The following is a 17,988-nucleotide window of genomic DNA, read 5'->3' on the forward strand; positions in this document are numbered from 1 at the left end:
GGACCAACCCTTTGTCCCAGGGGTATACAAAGGGGATCGCGGAGCGTGCGGGGCACACCCCCGTCCCGAGCCGTGCCACGATGTCAGCCGTGGCCGATGGGGATGTCGGTCGTTTCGGCACCCGGAGCCGGGAAGGCAGAGCATGAGCACCGACGTCAGCAGTGCGGAGAACGAGGGTGGGACCACGGTCCGTACGGCGCGTGTGCCCAAGTACTACCGGCTGAAGAAGCACCTGCTCGACATGACCGAGACGGCGCCGCCCGGCACGCCGGTCCCGCCCGAGCGCACCCTGGCGGCGGAGTTCGACACCTCGCGCACCACCGTGCGCCAGGCGCTCCAGGAACTGGTGGTCGAGGGTCGCCTCGAGCGCATCCAGGGCAAGGGCACCTTCGTCGCGAAGCCCAAGGTCTCCCAGGCGCTCCAGCTCACGTCGTACACCGAGGACATGCGCGCCCAGGGCCTGGAGCCCACCTCGCAGCTGCTGGACCTCGGCTACATCACCGCCGACGACCGGCTCGCCGGGCTGCTCGACATCACGGCCGGCGGGCGGGTGCTGCGCATCGAGCGGCTGCGCATGGCCAACGGCGAGCCGATGGCCATCGAGACCACCCATCTGAGCGCCAAGCGCTTCCCCGCGCTGCGCCGCAGCCTGGCGAAGTACACGTCCCTCTACACCGCCCTGGCCGAGGTGTACGACGTCCGTCTCGCGGAGGCCGAGGAGACCATCGAGACGTCCCTGGCCACCCCGCGCGAGGCCGGCCTGCTCGGCACCGACGTCGGCCTGCCGATGCTGATGCTGTCCCGGCACTCGCTGGACCGGGACGGACAGCCGGTGGAGTGGGTGCGGTCGGTGTACCGGGGCGACCGGTACAAGTTCGTCGCCCGCCTGAAGCGCCCCCAGGACTGAGCCCGGCCGTCCCCGCAGCGGGCCCTCGGCAGATCTTCGGCGGGCCCTCGATGGGTCCCCGGCGGGTCCGCAAAACCCGGCGAAGCGGGCGGTCGGCAGGGATTGCGTTGCTGTTTCCTCTCGGTTGAGCGGCGCCTGGGTACCGCTATGCGGACGAGGGGTTACGACCGCGCCACACCCTGACCTAGATTTCCTGCGCATTACCGCCGGTGATCAGTGAGGGGACGGAGCCGTCTGATGTCACAAGCCCCAGAAACCAGAGGAGGGCCGGTGGTGACGCCCGTGCGCGTCGTCATCGCCCTCTGTCTCGTCGCACCATTCGTGGCCATGCTGTGGGTCGGGTCCTACGCGAAGACCGACCCGGTGTTCATCGGCATCCCCTTCTTCTACTGGTACCAGATGCTGTGGGTGCTGGTCTCCACCGCCCTGACGATGATCGCGTACAAGCTCTGGCAGCGTGACCAGCGCGCCCGCTCGGCCGCGAAGGGCGGTGCGTCGCAGTGAACGACGGCGTCAACGGCGTGGCACTCGCCGTCTTCATCTTCTTCTTCCTGCTGGTCACGGCGATGGGCTTCATGGCCGCGCGCTGGCGCAAGGCCGAGAACGAGCACAGCCTGGACGAGTGGGGTCTGGGCGGGCGGTCCTTCGGGACCTGGGTCACCTGGTTCCTGCTCGGCGGCGACCTGTACACCGCGTACACGTTCGTGGCCGTACCGGCGGCGATCTACGCGGCGGGCGCGGCCGGCTTCTTCGCGGTGCCCTACACGATCCTGGTGTACCCGCTGATCTTCACCTTCCTGCCCCGGCTGTGGTCGGTGTCGCACAAGCACGGGTACGTGACGACGTCCGATTTCGTGCGCGGCCGGTTCGGCTCGAAGGGGCTGTCGCTGGCCGTCGCGGTCACCGGCATCCTGGCCACGATGCCGTACATCGCGCTCCAGCTGGTCGGCATCCAGGCCGTGCTGGACGTGATGGGCGTCGGCGGCGGCGAGGACACCAACTGGTTCGTCAAGGACCTGCCGCTGCTGATCGCCTTCGGTGTGCTGGCGGCGTACACGTACTCGTCGGGTCTGCGGGCCCCCGCGCTGATCGCGTTCGTCAAGGACACGCTGATCTACATCGTGATCGCCGTGGCGATCATCTACATCCCGATCAAGCTGGGCGGCTTCGACGAGATCTTCGCCTCCGCGCGGGAGGCGTACAGCGAGACCAACCCGGCCACGGGCGCGCCGCGCGGTGCGCTGGTGCCGGGCGAGGCGGGCCAGTGGACGTACGCCACGCTGGCGCTGGGCTCGGCGCTCGCGCTGTTCATGTACCCGCACTCGATCACCGCGACGCTGTCCTCGCGCAGCCGTGAGGTGATCCGCCGCAACACCACGATCCTGCCGCTGTACTCCCTGATGCTGGGCCTGCTGGCGCTGCTCGGCTTCATGGCGATCGCGGCCGGGGTCAAGGTCAGCAACGGCCAGCTGGCGATTCCGCAGCTGTTCGAGAACATGTTCCCGGACTGGTTCGCGGGCGTGGCGTTCGCGGCGATCGGCATCGGCGCGCTGGTACCGGCGGCGATCATGTCGATCGCGGCGGCGAACCTCTTCACCCGCAACATCTACAAGGACTTCATCAAGCCGGACGCGACGCCGAAGCAGGAGACCCAGGTCTCCAAGGTCGTGTCCCTGCTGGTGAAGGTGGGCGCGCTGGCCTTCGTCCTGACCATGGACAAGACCGTCGCCATCAACTTCCAGCTGCTCGGCGGCATCTGGATCCTGCAGACCTTCCCGGCGCTGGTGGGTGGCCTGTTCACCCGCTGGTTCCACCGCTGGGCGCTGATCGGCGGCTGGGCGGTCGGCATGGTCTACGGCACGGTCGCCGCGTACGGGGTGGCCTCGCCGACGCAGAAGCACTTCGGCGGGTCGTCGAAGGAGATCCCGGGCATCGGCGAGATCGGCTACATCGGCCTCACCGCGTTCGTGATCAACGTCCTGGTCACGGTCGTCCTGACCTTCGTCATGAGGGCCGTCAAGGCGCCCGAGGGCATCGACGAGACCAAGCCGCAGGACTACACGGCGGACGCGGGTGACCCCGGTGTCCAGGTGGAACTTCCGCCGGCCACGGCGGGCAGCAGCCACTGACGCCCGCGACGCGGGACGACGGGCCGCCGGAGGAATCCGGCGGCCCGTCGTCGTACCCGTCCGGCACACTCCCCCCCATGGACATCGTCATCCGGCCGGTGGAGCCCGGCGAGCACGGGGAACTCGGTGAGATCACCGCACAGGCCTATCTGCTGGACGGGCTGCTCGACTTCGGGGAGAGCGACGCGTACCTCGGTGAGCTGCGGGACGTGGCGAAGCGGGCGGCGACCGCCGAGGTGCTGGTCGCCGTGGAGAACGGGGCGGTGCTGGGCGGGGTGACCTTCGTGCCGGGTCCCGGCCCGATGGCCGACCTGGCCGGGCCGGGCGAGGCGGAGATCCGGATGCTCGCGGTCGCCCGCGCGGGCCGCGGCCGGGGCGCCGGGGAGGCCCTGGTGCGTGCCTGCGTCGACCGGGCGCGGGCCGCCGAGGGGTGCGTGCGGATCGTGCTGTCGACCCAGCGCCCCATGTGCTCCGCCCACCGCGTCTACGAGCGGCTGGGGTTCACCCGCAGCCCGGAGCGCGACTGGAACCCCCTGCCGGACCTGGACGACATCACTCTGCTCACCTACGAGTTGACGCTCTGACACCTTCGCGACACAACATATGGGGTTGGCGGCGGCACCCGACACAAGATGTATGCTCGTGCTCGCTGTCGTCGCAGGGGAATCCGGTGCGAATCCGGAACTGTCCCGCAACGGTGTACCCATGCCCGCGTACGCGTGTGCCTGGGCGTCAGTCCGAGGACCTGCCGACAGTGCGCCCGGCCGTCCGGTCCGGGTGCCTGGACGTCCGGGCCTCGTGGAATGGGCCGGTGGACGCGACGCCGCGTGCGCTCGTGTGCTGCCCCCTGCCCGCTTCGAGGCCCCGTGCCGAGCGAGGGAGAGCCCCACGTGACCATCGCGCCAGCCGATCCGGCCTCAGCGATCGACGTGACCGAGGAGAGCGGCGGCCCCGGTGCCGCGCTGCTGCGGACCCTGACCGAGCTGACCGCCGACCTGCCGGACGCCGACCCCGGCCGGGTCGCCGCCGCCGCGCTGCGCGGCCGGTCCGCTTCCGCCGACGAGGCGGAGCTGCGGGAGCTGGCCACCGAGGCGGCGGCCGGGCTCATCTCCGAGGACCCGGCCTACTCCCGGCTCGCCGCCCGGCTGCTGACCCTCTCCATCCGGGCCGAGGCCGCCTCACAGGGCGTCACCTCGTTCACCGGGTCCGTCGCGACCGGGCACCGCGAGGGCCTGATCGCCGACCGGACCGCCGGGTTCGTCCGGCTGCACGCGGACCGGCTCGACGCGCTGATCGACACCGGCGCCGACGACCGCTTCGGCTACTTCGGCCTGCGTACCCTGCACAGCCGCTACCTGCTGCGGCACCCGCTCACCCGCAAGGTCGTCGAGACGCCCCAGCACTTCCTGCTGCGGGTCGCCGCCGGACTCGCCGAGGACGACAGCGCGCGCTCGGTGGACGAGGTCGCCGCGCTGTACGGGCTGATGAGCCGCCTGGACTACCTGCCCTCCTCCCCCACCCTGTTCAACTCCGGCACGCGGCACCCGCAGATGTCGTCCTGCTACCTCCTCGACTCCCCCAAGGACGAGCTGGACTCCATCTACGACCGCTACCACCAGGTCGCCCGCCTCTCCAAGCACGCCGGCGGCATCGGCCTGTCCTACTCCCGTATCCGTGCCCGGGGTTCGCTGATCCGCGGCACCAACGGGCACTCCAACGGCATCGTCCCGTTCCTGAAGACGCTCGACGCCTCGGTCGCCGCCGTGAACCAGGGCGGCCGGCGCAAGGGGGCGGCGGCGGTCTACCTGGAGACCTGGCACCTGGACATCGAGGAGTTCCTGGAGCTGCGCGACAACACCGGCGAGGACGCCCGCCGTACGCACAACCTGAACCTCGCGCACTGGGTGCCGGACGAGTTCATGCGCCGGGTGGAGGCCGACGCGCCCTGGTCGCTGTTCTCCCCGGCGGACGTGCCCGAACTGGTCGACCTGTGGGGCGAGGAGTTCGACGCGGCGTACCGGGCCGCCGAGGCGAAGGGCCTGGCGAGGAAGACCCTCCCGGCCCGCGAGCTGTACGGCCGCATGATGCGCACCCTCGCGCAGACCGGCAACGGCTGGATGACCTTCAAGGACGCCGCCAACCGCACGGCGAACCAGACCGCCCAGCCGGGCCACGTCATCCACTCCTCGAACCTCTGCACGGAGATCCTGGAGGTCACCGACGACGGGGAGACGGCGGTCTGCAACCTGGGGTCGGTCAACCTCGGCGCCTTCGTGGAGCAGGGGGACATCGACTGGGAGCGCCTCGACGAGACGGTGCGCACGGCAGTGACGTTCCTCGACCGGGTCGTCGACATCAACTTCTACCCGACCGAGCAGGCGGGCCGCTCCAACGCCAGGTGGCGCCCCGTCGGTCTCGGCGCCATGGGCCTGCAGGACGTCTTCTTCAAGCTGCGGCTGCCCTTCGACTCCCCGGAGGCGAAGGCCCTGTCCACGAGGATCGCCGAGCGGATCATGCTCGCCGCGTACGAGACCTCCGCCGACCTCGCCGAGCGGGACGGCCCGCTCCCGGCCTGGGAGAAGACCCGTACCGCCCGGGGAGTACTGCACCCCGACCACTACGACACCGACCTGACCTGGCCGGAGCGCTGGGCGGCGCTGCGGACGCGGATCGCCTCCGTCGGGATGCGCAACTCGCTGCTCCTGGCGATCGCGCCCACCGCCACCATCGCGTCGATCGCGGGCGGATACGAGTGCATCGAGCCGCAGGTGTCCAACCTGTTCAAGCGCGAGACGCTGTCCGGGGAGTTCCTCCAGGTCAACTCGTACCTGGTGGACGACCTGAAGCGGCTCGGCGTGTGGGACGCGCGCACCCGTGAGGCGCTGCGCGAGGCGGGTGGCTCGGTGCAGGACTTCACCTGGATCCCCGAGGAGGTGCGCCGGCTGTACCGCACGGCGTGGGAGATCCCGCAGCGCGGTCTGATCGACATGGCCGCCGCCCGCACCCCGTTCCTGGACCAGGCGCAGTCGCTCAACCTGTTCCTGGAGACGCCGACCATCGGGAAGCTCTCCTCGATGTACGCGTACGCCTGGAAGCAGGGCCTGAAGACCACGTACTACCTGCGCTCCCGCCCGGCGACCCGGATCGCCCGCGCGGCGGCCCGCACCACCGTCCCCGTTCAGCAGGCGGCCGACCCCGAGGCCGTCGCCTGCTCCCTGGAAAACCCCGAGTCCTGCGAGGCCTGCCAGTGACGACCACCAAGAACCTGCTCGACCCCGGCTTCGAGCTGACGCTCCGTCCCATGCGCTACCCCGACTTCTACGAGCGCTACCGGGACGCCATCAAGAACACCTGGCACGTGGAGGAGGTGGACCTCCACTCGGACGTGGCCGACCTGGCGAAGCTCAGCCCGGAGGAGCAGCACCTGATCGGCCGGCTGGTCGCGTTCTTCGCGACGGGCGACTCGATCGTGGCCAACAACCTGGTGCTGACGCTGTACAAGCACATCAACTCCCCCGAGGCGCGGCTGTACCTGTCGCGGCAGCTCTTCGAGGAGGCGGTGCACGTCCAGTTCTACCTGACGCTGCTCGACACCTACCTGCCCGACCCGGACGACCGGGCGGCGGCCTTCGCGGCCGTGGAGAACATCCCGTCCATCCGGGAGAAGGCCGAGTTCTGCTTCAAGTGGATGGACTCGGTGGAGCAGATCGACCGGCTGGAGACCCAGGCGGACCGCCGCCGCTTCCTGCTCAACCTGATCTGCTTCGCCGCGTGCATCGAGGGCCTGTTCTTCTACGGGGCGTTCGCCTACGTCTACTGGTTCCGCGGCCGGGGTCTGCTGCACGGGCTGGCGACCGGCACCAACTGGGTGTTCCGGGACGAGACGATGCACATGTCCTTCGCCTTCGACGTGGTCGACACCGTGCGCAAGGAGGAGCCGGAGCTGTTCGACGAGGAGCTCGGGCAGCAGGTCACCGACATGCTGCGCGAGGCGGTCGAGGCGGAACTGCAGTTCGCGCGCGACCTGTGCGGGGACGGGCTGCCGGGCATGAACACCGACTCGATGCGGCAGTACCTGGAGTGCGTCGCCGACCAGCGGCTGGTGCGGCTGGGCTTCGCGCCGGTGTACGGCTCGGAGAACCCGTTCTCCTTCATGGAGCTCCAGGGCGTCCAGGAGCTGACGAACTTCTTCGAGCGGCGCCCGTCCGCGTACCAGGTCGCCGTGGAGGGCACGGTCGACCTGGACGAGGACTTCTAGGCGGTCGTGCGCCCGGGCGCCGCCCCGCCGTCACGCCGCTCGCGCGGTGCGGCGCGGGGCGGCGCCCGTCTCCGGGCGTGACGCCGCCGGCCCCTCGCGGTGCCCGGCGGCGGCGCGGGCGGCCTCGGCCCGCTCGATCTGCCGGTCGATCCGCCGCTCGCGCGCGATGCCGATCAGGGCGGGCAGGGTCATGAAGAGGAACAGGCCGAGAACGGCCACCATCGCGATCAGCGCTTCCCGCTGTGTCGTATCCATGGACACCACTGTCGCGCCGGACGCTCCTTACCGGCAGTGGCAGGACTGCCGTACGCCCTCGATTTACTGCCAAGGACGCGGCACACTGGAGCCATGCTCCGGAACGTGGCCGCCGTCCTCCTCGACGGTGTGAATCCCTTCGAACTCGGCGTCGTCTGCGAGGTCTTCGGCGTGGACCGCAGCGACGACGGCCTACCGGTCTACGACTTCGCCGTGGCCTCGGCCGACGGTCCCGCGGTGCGCACCAACACGTGCTTCTCCCTCCAGGTCGAGCACGGTCTGGAGCGTCTGGAGACGGCCGATCTCATCGCCGTGCCCGCCGGCTCCTCCTACGTCTCCCGGGAGTTCCCGCCCGAACTGCTGGACGCCCTGCGCCGGGGCGTGGACCGGGGCGCGCGGGTGCTCAGCGTCTGCTCCGGGGTGTTCGTGCTCGCCGCCGCCGGACTCCTCGACGGCCGGCGCGCCGCCGCCCACTGGAAGCACGCGGAGGATCTGACCAGGCGGTATCCCCATCTGACGGTCGAGCCGGATGTGCTCTACGTCGACGAGGACCCGGTGATCACCTCCGCGGGCACCGCCGCCGGCATCGACGCCTGTCTGCACCTGGTGCGCAAGGAGCAGGGTCCGGAGGTCGCCAACAAGATCGCCCGGCGCATGGTGGTGCCCCCGCACCGCGACGGCGGGCAGGCCCAGTACATCGAGCGCCCGCTGCCGCGGTCCGGGGGCGACACCGTCTCCGAGGTGCTGGTGTGGATGGAGCGGCACCTCGACGAGGAGACCACCGTCGAGCAGCTCGCCGCCCGCGCCCACATGTCACCGCGCACCTTCGCCCGCCGCTTCCAGCAGGAGACCGGCACCACGCCCTACCGCTGGATCCTGCGCCAGCGGGTGCTGCTGGCCCAGCGTCTGCTGGAGGGGACGGACGAGACGGTGGACGCGATCGCGGGCCGTACCGGCTTCGGCAACGCGGCGGCGCTGCGCCACCACTTCGTACGGACCGTCGGGACCACCCCACACGCCTACCGGCGCGCGTTCAGGGGCCCGGAGGCCGCCTGAACGCGCCGCGCGACCGGTCAGCGGGGCACCGCCCGCAGCATCAGGCCGCGCGGCCGGAGCGTGATGCCGATCCGGGGCCGGGCGTCGGAGCCGGGCGCGTGCTCGAAGCGGTAGGCGGAGGCGATCACCGCGGTGGTGAGCGTGAGCTCGGCCATCGAGAAGTGGTCGCTGGGGCACTTGCGGTTGCCCACGCTGAACGGGCTCATCGCGTACTTGGGCACCTCCCCCGCCCGCTCCGGGAGCCAGCGGTCGGGGTCGAACTCCTCGTGCCGCTCGTACGACCGCCGGTCGCGCTGGATCGCGTACGGACTGTAGATGACGTCCGCGCCCCGGGGAATGCGGTATCCGCCGAGTTCCGTGTCGGTCACCGCACGGCGGGTCAATATCCATACGGCCGGATACAGGCGCAGGGTCTCGACGACGACATTCGCGGTGTACGTCAGCTTCCGGACGTCCTCGAATGCGACCGGGCGGTCACCCACGACGGTTTTCACCTCGTCGCGGATCTTGTCGCCGAGTTCCGGGTGCTCGGTGAGAACCAGGAGGAGCGACATGATCGTGGCTCCGACGGTTTCGCTGCCGGGGGTGAGTATGGCGATGACCTGATCGTGGATCTCCTGTTCCCCTATGGGGTCGCCATTCTCGTCCTTCGCCTCCAGCAAAGCCGTCAGCAAATCGTTCGGCTTTTGACCGCTCGCCCGTCGGTCGGCGACGATCTCGTCGACCAGGACATGCAGATCGGCCAACGCGCGGTTGAATTCCCGGTTGGCCGGAAGCGGAAGCCTGTAGAGCGGTCCGAGCGGTACCACCATGCGCTGGTACATGCCGCTGAACAGCGTGGCGAGGTCGGCGCAGATGCGCTCCGCCCCGGCGTCCATGGAGCTGCCGCGCATCAGGCAGCGGGCGGTCACCCGGACGGCCACGCGGAACGACTCCGCCGTGACGTCCAGCACCTCTCCGGAGCGCCAGCGCTCCACCAGCGCGTACGCCTCCTCCGCCATGATCGGCCCGTACGCGGGGATCGCGTCGAGCTTGAAGGCGGGCTGGATGGTGCGGCGCTGGCGCCGGTGCAGCGAGCCGTTGGCGGTGGCGACGCCCTCCTTGCCGAGCAGGCTCTCCAGGGACTCCCACAACGGTCCGGCGATGATGTAGTCGGGGCTCAGCGCCACCGCCCCGGTGAGGGCGGGGGTGGTGACGGCGTACACCGTCTTCGGTCCGAGCTTGAGGCGCACGACGTCGCCGTGGTCACGCAGCCGGGACATGAAGGACAGCGGATCGCGCGCCAGTTTCCAGCCGTGGCCGAGGACGGGGACTCCCCCGCCGGCCACGGGAGGCTCGCGCAGCGCGGTCCCCTCGGCCGTTTCGGGGTTCACGGACTCGACGGTCATGACTCACCTGCCGTTTCGTTGTCGACGTACGGGGGTGTGGACCGGTCGTCCCAGCTGTCGACCCGGTACCGGCCGGACTCGTGGTGGAACCAGTAGACGGAGCTGAACCAGTTCCGCATGTTGCCGACGCAGGCGCGTACGGCGGCACTCGTTTCCTTTCCTCCCACCGTGCCGTCGTCGAGGGCGTCCGCGAAGCGCAAGGCGTCCCGTTCGGCGTCCTGGAATTCGCTGATGCATTCCTCGATACGACGCCTCATGTCCGTAATTGCTTCTTCGAGCGTGAGTTTCTCGTGGGCGATGAGGCTGATGCCGAGATTGTGTACCTCACTACCCGCTATTTCCTTCGGCAGTGAACACAGGTCGTTGTACCAGGCGGCGAATTCCTGACTGAGCAGCGCCGCCTTCCGGTAGGCGGGGTTCTGCCGCACCTCGTCCGGTAGTTCACTGCCCGCGCTCGGCTCCAGGAGATCGGTCCAGATCCAGTGCGCGAAGGTGAGCCGGCGAAGTTCCAGGTATTCCTCGACGGTGGGGACGACCCCCTCCGTGCGGTTGTGGAATTCCCGGTCGTACGCCTCGATCACCTCGTGGAAGTGCCGGGCGAACCGGGCGTTCCAGCCGCCCGGCAGGAACGCGTACAGCCGCTCCACGCTGTCCGCGAGCCCCGCCACCACCGGATCCCCGTGGCCCAGGTGGTCACCGGGGCTGTCGAGGGCCCGGTGCAGCAGGTCCTTCAGCCGCCGCCAGGCGGCGGGGCGGCCGCGCACGATGTCGCGGTCGTGCCGGTCGTCCCAGACGAAGAACCACGCGCTGTAGTCCGCTATCGCCTGCAGGACGTCGTCGGGGGCACCTATGTAGTAGCCCGCCATAAGGTCGGTGTAGCACAGGCCATCGGCATATTCCTCCACCTTGTCCGCCGGCATGAGCCGCTTTTCGAGCAGCCACGCCCTGGTCGCCTTCTGAAGCCGGGGCCAATACGGGTGGAGTTGCCGGGGAAACGCCGCCTCGATCACCGGAAGAGACAGCGCCGGTGGAACTGTGATGGTGGTCGGTGTCGATGTGGTGCCGTGTGACAAAGCATGCACGAACAATCCCCTCTCTGCCGCCGGTCGGCGTGCCCCCGCCCCGATCCGGGCGCACGTCGCGCGTATCCCCGCACCTCCATTCAGCACCACAACTGACCGTTCTGGGAACGGATTTGCTTGTTTCGCTGCTACGGAGGGCGCACAGACGAACGGCGCCCGATCGAGAAAGTGCTCGATCGGGCGCCGTCGGCGAGGAGACGGAAGGGGTTCGGAGGCCGGTCAGTCGTTGGCCACCACGGGGTAACGCGGCTCGTTCTCGGCCATCTGCCGCAGCGCGTCCTTGCGCTCGCGCTTGGACAGCCGGTCGATGTAGAGGTAGCCGTAGAGGTGGTCGGTCTCGTGCTGCAAACACCGTGCGAAGTAGCCGGTGCCGCGTACCCGGACCGGGTTGCCCTTCTCGTCCTGCCCGGTCACTTCGGCGTAGTCGGGGCGGGCCAGCGGCATGTACGCCGTGGGCACCGACAGGCAGCCCTCGTTGCTGTCGTCCAGCCGGCGCCGCTCGGCGGGCAGTTCGACCAGCTCGGGGTTGCAGAGCACACCGACGTGCCGCACCCCCTCGTCGTCCGGGCAGTCGTAGACGAAGACCTTCTTGTCCACACCGATCTGGTTGGCGGCCAGGCCCACGCCCTCGGCGGTGCGCTGGCTGGCGAACATGTCGGCGACCAGCTGCTGGAGCTCGTCGCCGAAGTCCGTCACGTCCTTGCACTCCTGGTGCAGCACCGGGTTGCCGACCACGGTGATCGGGCGCGAGGTGCCGCGCTCCCGCCACGCCGTCTCGCGCTCCTCGCAGTCCTCCGTGTCGATGACGTACCCCTCGTCGTCGACGGGGAGCACGCCCGCGTGCTGCTGATCGGTGTCCTGCTGAGCCATGACCGACGTGTGCCTTCCTGAGTAAAACCGGGGTTGTGATCTGACAAGGGTACGGTGCAAGCGCCCCTGAAGGGGCGCGGGGAACTGCGCGACCAGCCACGACCGACCCGCAGTCGGCAGCGCTCCTAACAGACCTCTTCCAGGTCCCGCCAATCCCGTGAGTCCGGACTGTCCGCAACCCACCCGTCCAGCAACCCCCGAACCAAGGAAGCCGGCGCCGCAACGCCGCACTCCCGCTCCGGCACCCACAACTGCCCGTCCGTACGGTGCCCGAGCGGCCCCGGATGCCCCGGCTCGCTGTGATCGTGCGGGTCCAGGTGCTCGCCCTCCCCCTCGTCGGACGGCATCCGGGACTCCGAGCACATCCGGCACAGCAGCCGTACGGAGGACGACCAGTCCTCGGCCGCGAACCCGGCGTCGGAGGCCAGCTGCTCCAGCGCGTCCCGGTCGGCCTCGGTCGCGGCCTCCAGCAGCACCACCCAGGTCGGCACCGGCGAGGGCGCCCACAACTCGATCTCGTCGAACACCGGGTAGGTGTGCCCGGCGGCGGTGCTCCGCTCCCCGTGCGGCACGCCGTCGTGCAGGACGACCTCGCCCCAGCGGCGCCCGGAGGACGGCAGCGGAATGGACAGCACCTCGATCCGGGCGGGGTCGAGGCGCCGCCCCCACACGACCTCCGCCTCCCCCTCCGGGGACAGTCGTACGGCCGCGCTGCCCAGGTCCATGCCGAGGGGCTCGCCGGAGTCGGTGGCCGGTCCGGGCACCTTGAGTCCGTAGGCCTGCCAGGCCCGCCGGGCCAGCGGCCAGTCCTGCAGGGCGGTGGCGGCGATGCCCACGTTCCACCAGTCGGGAGCCCCGGTGTCGCGGTCGAGCAGCGCCACGGCCCGCAGCCCCGCCGCCCGCGCCTGCTCCCAGTCGTGCCGGAACTTGTGCAGCAGCGCGAGGTTGAACCAGGACTCCGACAACCAGGGCTCCAGATCGGCGGCACGGGTCAGCAACGCGCCCGCGTCCTCGTACCGGCCGTCGCCGATGAGCGTGAACGCACGGTCCGTGGCCTGCCGCCAGGAGGCGGAGGGCCGGTGCCGTCCCTTGCCGAAGATCCTCACGATTCCCGCCTGCCGGTTCCGTCGGTGGGCTGGCCGTACCCGTCCACGCCCCCGGACACCCTCTCCTTCGCATCCAACCACGTACGGCCGCGAGGGCGCTCATTACCCATGGGTTACCCAGCCTCGGCCGGGGTCAGACAGTCCCGTTCGTGGCCCTCGCCACGCTCGGCCCTTCGTGTTCACGTGCCCCCTCCGTGTTCCGTGACAGCACCCGGGCCAGTGCTTCGACCACCTCCGGCGCGTACTCCCCGGCGGTTCCCAGGCGCAGTTCCTCCAGCGCGGTCAGCGGCCCGCCGGGCCCTCCTTCCCGGGACTTCTCCTCGTACGCGTTGACCACCCGGACGATACGCGCGGCGAGCGGCTGCTCCCGGTGCGGGTCGGCTTGGCGTTCGACGATCGCAGCCACGCGCGGGTCCACCCCGGTCTGGCGTACCACGGCGCCGCCGAGCAGCGCGATCCGCCGCTGTTCGGTGACCGGCAGGACGGCGGTGGCGCCACCGGGGACCGGGTCGACGAGGCTGAGCTGGCCGATGTCGTGCATCAGGGCGGCGTACTCCAGCACGGTCAGTTCGGGTTCGGTCAGCCCGAGGTCCCGGCCCACCGCCCGGCTGAGCGCGGCGACCCGGCGGGCGTGCCCGGCCGGGGTGCAGCCGGCGATCTCGGTGGCCCGCGCGAGGGAGGTGATGGTCTGCCGGTAGGTGGCGCGCACGGCGGCGTACCGCCGGTAGGACAGCTGGGCGAGCAGCAGGGGTACGGAGAAGACGGGCAGCGCCCACAGCCCCACGACCGCGACCCCGAGCGCCATCACCGCGCCCGTGGCGATGACCGCGGCCCCGATGCCGGGCACGGCCCGCAGTTCGTCGCGCAGCGTCGGCAGGAAGGGCCATCCGGTGCGGGAGTGGGCCAGCGCGGCGGCGAGCACGGCGTCGCACAGCGCGGTGAGGGAGAGCAGGGCGAGCAGGAGCAGTGCGTGGGCGGGGCCTCCCCAGCCGTCGAAGGCGCCCCGGTTGTACAGCGGCTGGAAGCACACGGCGGCGAACCCGACGGTCAGCACCCTGCGGGCCGACGGGTCCAGGGCGGGTCCCGCACCACGCCCGACGTGCGGCACGCTGCCGAGCAGGGACGCGGCGAGCACCACGGTGACGACCTGGGCGACGCCGTGGTGGGTGGGCCGCCCCGCGGTCTCGCCGAGCAGCGCGTACGACAGTGCACCCGCGGTGGCGAGCGGCGCCGCCTCCCTGATCCGTGTCCCGTTGCGGCGGGTGAGCTCACCGACGGCGATGAGGACCCCGAAGGCGAGAGCGGCACCGCGTTCCTCGACGCCGCTGTAGAGGGTGACGCCGAGGGAACCGGCGGTGAGGACGACGGCGCACAGGTGGACGACGGTGTGGAGCCGGGGCCTCATCGGCGCGCCCCCGGCCGGCCGGCGACCGGTGCGGCGGGCCCGGGCGCGGCGGTGGACCGGGTGCCGCCGGTGGCCGGCCGGGGGTCGTCGGCGGTCACCGCCGGATGCCAGCCGTCCCGGCCGATCGCCCGGACCAGCGCGGCCACCATCCGCGGGTCGAAGTGGGTGCCCGCGCACCGCCGGAGCTCCTCCAGCGCCACGGACACGGGCCGCGCCCTGCTGTAGGAGCGGGTGGAGGTCATCGCGTCGAAGGCGTCGGCGACGGCGACCACCCGCGCGGACTCGGGGATCTGACTGCCCGCCAGGCCGTAGGGGTAGCCTGCGCCGTCCAGCCGTTCGTGGTGGTGCAGCACCGCCGCGCGGGCCTCGCCGAGGAAGGAGATCCCCCGCACCATCTCGTGGCCGTACTCGGGGTGCAGTTCGATCACCCGGCGCTCCTCGGGGGTCAGCGGGCCGTTCTTGGTGAGCAGCCGGGTGGGCACGCCGAGCTTGCCGACGTCGTGCAGGATGCCCGCGAAGCGGAGCACCTCGACGCGCTCGTCGTCCATGCCGAGTTCCCGCGCGATCATCATGGACGCCCGTCCGACGCGTTCGCTGTGCCCGCGCGTGTAACCGTCCTTGATGTCGACGGCCTGGACGAGGGCGCGGATCGTCGCCTGATGGGCGGCCCGCTCCCGGTGGTACTGGGCGAACGCCCACCAGGAGACGCCCATCGGCAGCAGCACGAGCAGCGCGGCCACGGGACCGTAGGGGCTGCGCCACAGCAGGGCCATCATGAGTCCGGCGAGGCCGTGCACGGTGATCGGTGCCAGCGACCCGAGGAACAGCCGCCACCAGGCGGCCGGCGCCGGGATCCGCCTCCCGCGCGGGAGCACGCCGGGCGCCGGGATGCCGCCGTCCAGCAGGGTGAGCACCAGGCAGAACACCAGCACCGCGGCCCCGGCCGTGCCGAGCGCGCCCGGGACGTCGCAGTCCGCCACCGCGTCCCGGCCGCCGACCGCCAGGTGGACCCGGCTCGCGGCCCATACGGCGAGCACCAGCCGGCCGGCCCGCCAGAGCCTGCGCGCCAGGTACGGGCGTTGTTCCACGGGGAGCAGCAGCGCCCCGGGGAGCGCGACCAGCGCCGCGGCGGACGGTGGCAGCAGGAAGGCCCCGGCGAGCAGGACGGGGTGGAAGGTCCCGCCCGGGTGCGGGGCGGCGGCCGGGCGCGACCGGGCGAGGCGCTCGCAGCCCGCGTACACCGCGGCGAGCAGGGCGACCGCCCACCAGGAGAAGCGCGCACCGCCCGGCGGGGACACCGGGACCGAGGGGACCAGGAACAGCGGACAGAGCAGGCCCAGCACGGTGACACGGACGACATACGCGCGGGCCCGCGCCGGTAACGCCTCCATGAACCCCTCCCCGACCGCGCCCGCCGACACCCGGCCTGTCACCTGTCAGGCTCTGGAGCCTAGGGCGGCGGGGTGTGCCTCCACGGGCCGATAACCCGCGGATTAGCACGTTCGAGTGACACAGGGGGCGGGGAACCGCGGAGTGTCAGGACTCCTGCGGTGCGGCCGGTGAGGCCGTGACGTCCTGGTCGGGGACGGCCTGGCCGGAGCGGATCAGATCGAGCCGGCCCATGACCTTGGAACGCAGGTCGCCCGGCACGTCGTCCTGCCCGCAGCAGCGCTTGACCAGCTTCTTCACCGCCTGCTCGAGCCCGTACTTCTCCAGGCACGGCGAGCACTCCTCGAAGTGGTGCTCGAACTTCACACAGTCGGAATCCGGCATCTCACGGTCGAGGAACTCGTAGAGATGATCGAGGATTTCGCTGCAATCCGTCTCGTGCGGCTCTCCGCAGCTCATGACCCCGAGCCTTTCGCTTCGTTCGACTCTCCGGCGCCGGCCGGGACCAGTCCGCGCTCACGCGCGTAGTCCTCCAGCATGCCGCGCAGCTGGCGGCGGCCACGGTGCAGCCGGGACATCACCGTACCGATGGGCGTCCCCATGATGTCCGCGATCTCCTTGTAGGCAAAGCCCTCCACATCGGCGAGATACACCGCGATGCGGAACTCCTCGGGGATCGCCTGGAGCGCTTCCTTGACGTCCGAGTCGGGCAGGTGGTCCAGCGCCTGCGACTCCGCTGAGCGCAGACCCGTGGACATGTGCGACTCGGCGCGCGCGAGCTGCCAGTCCTCGATCTCCTCGGCCGCGCTGCGCTGGGGTTCGCGCTGCTTCTTGCGGTACGAGTTGATGAAGGTGTTGGTGAGGATCCGGTACAGCCACGCCTTGAGGTTGGTGCCCTCGCGGAACTGGTGGAAGGACGCGTACGCCTTGGCGTACGTCTCCTGCACCAGGTCCTCGGCGTCGGCCGGGTTGCGCGTCATGCGCAGGGCGGCCGAGTACATCTGGTCGAGGAACTCGAGCGCGTCCCGCTCGAAGCGCGCGCTGCGCTCCGCGGTCGACTCCGCGCCCGTGCTGCCCTGGCCCTCGGGCTGCTCCGCCTGGCCGTGTTCGGTCCCTGCGCCGGTACCGGGAACCGGACCCACCTCCTCCAGAGTTGTCGTGAGACCGAAGGCGGCCTCACCCGAATCGGAGGATAGACGACGATCCGGTCCGCCCGCCGCCCGAATCGGGACGGTCTTGGCCGCGTGCAGCACCGTCCAGTCCAGGTCGGCGCGGGCACTGCGGTTCGGGCAGAACGTGGAACCCATGCGGCGGACTTCCTCTCCTACGGCGGCGATGCCGCTGACCGGCACATACGTCCGTCCCAACAGCGGGATCCGCGCGGGCATTCCCGGCGCCTCACCCGAGTGAGGCGGTCCACCGCACGACCGCGTCCGTGATCACCGCCACGGCCTCCTCCTGCGTGAGGTCCGCCCTCTTGGGCACGGCGAAGCCGTGATCGCCGTGGGGGACCTCGACCAGTTCGTACGCCCACCCGTCTCCCACCACCGCCCTTGCACCGACGCTCCCCCAGGGCTGAACGCCTGGGGGGACCCCCATCGCGCGGCCCCTCCCGTACTCGGGGAACTCCGCGGGCCTGCCGAAGGGGTCGTTGCCGCCCTGGACGACGAGGGTGGGCACGCCCGCGCCGAGCAGCTCGCCGGCGCGGGACTTCTCGGGCCTGCCCGGCGGATGCAGGGGGAAGCCCAGGGCGAGTACGGCGTGGGCGCCGAGTTCCGCGGCGGTGCGGCAGGCGACGCGGGCGCCGGCGCTGCGCCCGCCCGAGACCACCGGCAGGCCCGGCTTCGCCAGCGCGGGCCAGACGCCGCGCCAGCCGGTGTCGAGGGTCTTCGGCGCGGGGGCCACCTTCTTGCCGGCCACCCGCCAGGGCTGTTCGACCAGGGCGACGGTCACGCCGTGCGCGGGCAGCCCGGCGGCGAGCGCCTTCAGGTCCCGGGCCTCGATGCCGCCGCCGGCGCCGTGGCCCACCGCGAGGACGAGGCGGGCGCGGCCGTGTGCGCGGTGCCAGGTGACGCGGGCGGGGCCCGCGTCCGTCTCGACGGTCTCGGTCGTGGCTGTCGTGTCTGCCGTGTCGGGGGTCACG

17 protein-coding genes and 1 riboswitch are annotated in these 17,988 nt (G+C 71.1%); of the genes, 7 read left to right on the forward strand and 10 right to left on the reverse strand.

Features of this window, described 5'->3' with window-relative positions; all coding sequences use genetic code 11:
• Positions 1 to 142: 142 nt before the first annotated feature.
• The 6 genes from AB0A94_RS17520 (at position 143) to AB0A94_RS17545 (ending at position 7,294) form a co-directional block, all read left to right on the forward strand.
• Entirely contained in the window at positions 143 to 907 is a 765-nt protein-coding gene (locus AB0A94_RS17520; RefSeq protein WP_361745182.1) for a GntR family transcriptional regulator, read from the forward strand.
• A 237-nt stretch (positions 908 to 1,144) separates the two neighbouring features.
• Positions 1,145 to 1,411, forward strand: a complete 267-nt coding sequence (locus AB0A94_RS17525) for a DUF3311 domain-containing protein (protein WP_361745184.1) — start codon at positions 1,145 to 1,147, stop codon at positions 1,409 to 1,411.
• The gene (gene mctP, locus AB0A94_RS17530) at positions 1,408 to 3,036 is read left to right on the forward strand and encodes a monocarboxylate uptake permease MctP (protein WP_361745186.1); all 1,629 of its coding nucleotides are present in this window, start codon (positions 1,408 to 1,410) and stop codon (positions 3,034 to 3,036) included. The genes AB0A94_RS17525 and mctP overlap by 4 nt, the downstream gene beginning before the upstream one ends.
• A gap of 77 nt (positions 3,037 to 3,113) precedes the next feature.
• Entirely contained in the window at positions 3,114 to 3,620 is a 507-nt protein-coding gene (locus tag AB0A94_RS17535) for a GNAT family N-acetyltransferase (protein WP_361745188.1), read from the forward strand.
• Positions 3,621 to 3,635: 15 nt separating this feature from the next.
• Positions 3,636 to 3,804, forward strand: a riboswitch (cobalamin riboswitch).
• A gap of 122 nt (positions 3,805 to 3,926) precedes the next feature.
• Positions 3,927 to 6,287 carry a ribonucleoside-diphosphate reductase subunit alpha gene (locus tag AB0A94_RS17540; RefSeq protein WP_361745190.1) on the forward strand — a complete coding sequence of 787 codons (2,361 nt, stop codon included), beginning with the start codon at positions 3,927 to 3,929 and terminating at the stop codon, positions 6,285 to 6,287.
• Between the two features lie 50 nt (positions 6,288 to 6,337).
• Complete coding sequence (locus AB0A94_RS17545) at positions 6,338 to 7,294, forward strand: ribonucleotide-diphosphate reductase subunit beta (RefSeq protein ID WP_361745290.1); 957 nt, start codon at positions 6,338 to 6,340, stop codon at positions 7,292 to 7,294.
• Positions 7,295 to 7,324: 30 nt separating this feature from the next.
• Here AB0A94_RS17545 and AB0A94_RS17550 read toward each other — a convergent pair whose 3' ends face one another.
• Positions 7,325 to 7,549, reverse strand: coding sequence for a hypothetical protein (locus AB0A94_RS17550; protein ID WP_361745192.1), 225 nt, complete (start codon positions 7,547 to 7,549; stop codon positions 7,325 to 7,327).
• Between the two features lie 93 nt (positions 7,550 to 7,642).
• Here AB0A94_RS17550 and AB0A94_RS17555 point away from each other — a divergent pair, with 93 nt between their 5' ends.
• Positions 7,643 to 8,605: a helix-turn-helix domain-containing protein gene (locus tag AB0A94_RS17555; RefSeq protein WP_361745194.1), complete on the forward strand. Its 963-nt coding sequence runs from the start codon at positions 7,643 to 7,645 to the stop codon at positions 8,603 to 8,605.
• Positions 8,606 to 8,622: 17 nt separating this feature from the next.
• On the opposite strand, the gene AB0A94_RS17560 is transcribed toward AB0A94_RS17555, so the two are convergent.
• The 9 genes from AB0A94_RS17560 to AB0A94_RS17600 all read right to left on the reverse strand — a co-directional run bounded on the left by AB0A94_RS17560 (position 8,623) and on the right by AB0A94_RS17600 (position 17,987).
• The gene (locus AB0A94_RS17560) at positions 8,623 to 9,993 is read right to left on the reverse strand and encodes a cytochrome P450 (RefSeq protein ID WP_361745196.1); all 1,371 of its coding nucleotides are present in this window, start codon (positions 9,991 to 9,993) and stop codon (positions 8,623 to 8,625) included.
• The gene (gene cyc1, locus AB0A94_RS17565; protein WP_361745198.1) at positions 9,990 to 11,075 is read right to left on the reverse strand and encodes an epi-isozizaene synthase; all 1,086 of its coding nucleotides are present in this window, start codon (positions 11,073 to 11,075) and stop codon (positions 9,990 to 9,992) included. Before cyc1 ends, AB0A94_RS17560 begins: the two co-directional genes overlap by 4 nt.
• Before the next feature lie 219 nt (positions 11,076 to 11,294).
• On the reverse strand, positions 11,295 to 11,945 hold the full coding sequence (gene def, locus AB0A94_RS17570) for a peptide deformylase (protein WP_217129554.1): 651 nt from the start codon (positions 11,943 to 11,945) through the stop codon (positions 11,295 to 11,297).
• Positions 11,946 to 12,070: 125 nt separating this feature from the next.
• On the reverse strand, positions 12,071 to 13,051 hold the full coding sequence (locus AB0A94_RS17575; protein WP_217129553.1) for a hypothetical protein: 981 nt from the start codon (positions 13,049 to 13,051) through the stop codon (positions 12,071 to 12,073).
• 133 nt (positions 13,052 to 13,184) lie between these two features.
• A complete protein-coding gene (locus AB0A94_RS17580) occupies positions 13,185 to 14,456 on the reverse strand; it encodes an HD domain-containing protein (RefSeq protein WP_361745201.1) in 1,272 nt (423 codons plus the stop codon).
• Complete coding sequence (locus AB0A94_RS17585) at positions 14,453 to 15,847, reverse strand: HD-GYP domain-containing protein (RefSeq protein WP_361745203.1); 1,395 nt, start codon at positions 15,845 to 15,847, stop codon at positions 14,453 to 14,455. Before AB0A94_RS17585 ends, AB0A94_RS17580 begins: the two co-directional genes overlap by 4 nt.
• Before the next feature lie 145 nt (positions 15,848 to 15,992).
• The gene (rsrA, locus tag AB0A94_RS17590) at positions 15,993 to 16,304 is read right to left on the reverse strand and encodes a mycothiol system anti-sigma-R factor (RefSeq protein ID WP_085575468.1); all 312 of its coding nucleotides are present in this window, start codon (positions 16,302 to 16,304) and stop codon (positions 15,993 to 15,995) included.
• Positions 16,301 to 16,987 (reverse strand): RNA polymerase sigma factor SigR, encoded by a 687-nt coding sequence (gene sigR / locus AB0A94_RS17595; RefSeq protein WP_217129648.1) that lies wholly within the window; start codon positions 16,985 to 16,987, stop codon positions 16,301 to 16,303. Before sigR ends, rsrA begins: the two co-directional genes overlap by 4 nt.
• A 256-nt stretch (positions 16,988 to 17,243) precedes the next feature.
• On the reverse strand, positions 17,244 to 17,987 hold the full coding sequence (locus AB0A94_RS17600) for an alpha/beta family hydrolase (protein WP_361745205.1): 744 nt from the start codon (positions 17,985 to 17,987) through the stop codon (positions 17,244 to 17,246).
• Position 17,988: the final 1 nt, after the last annotated feature.

Source organism: Streptomyces sp. NPDC044984, from assembly GCF_040646935.1.
GTDB lineage: Bacteria > Actinomycetota > Actinomycetes > Streptomycetales > Streptomycetaceae > Streptomyces.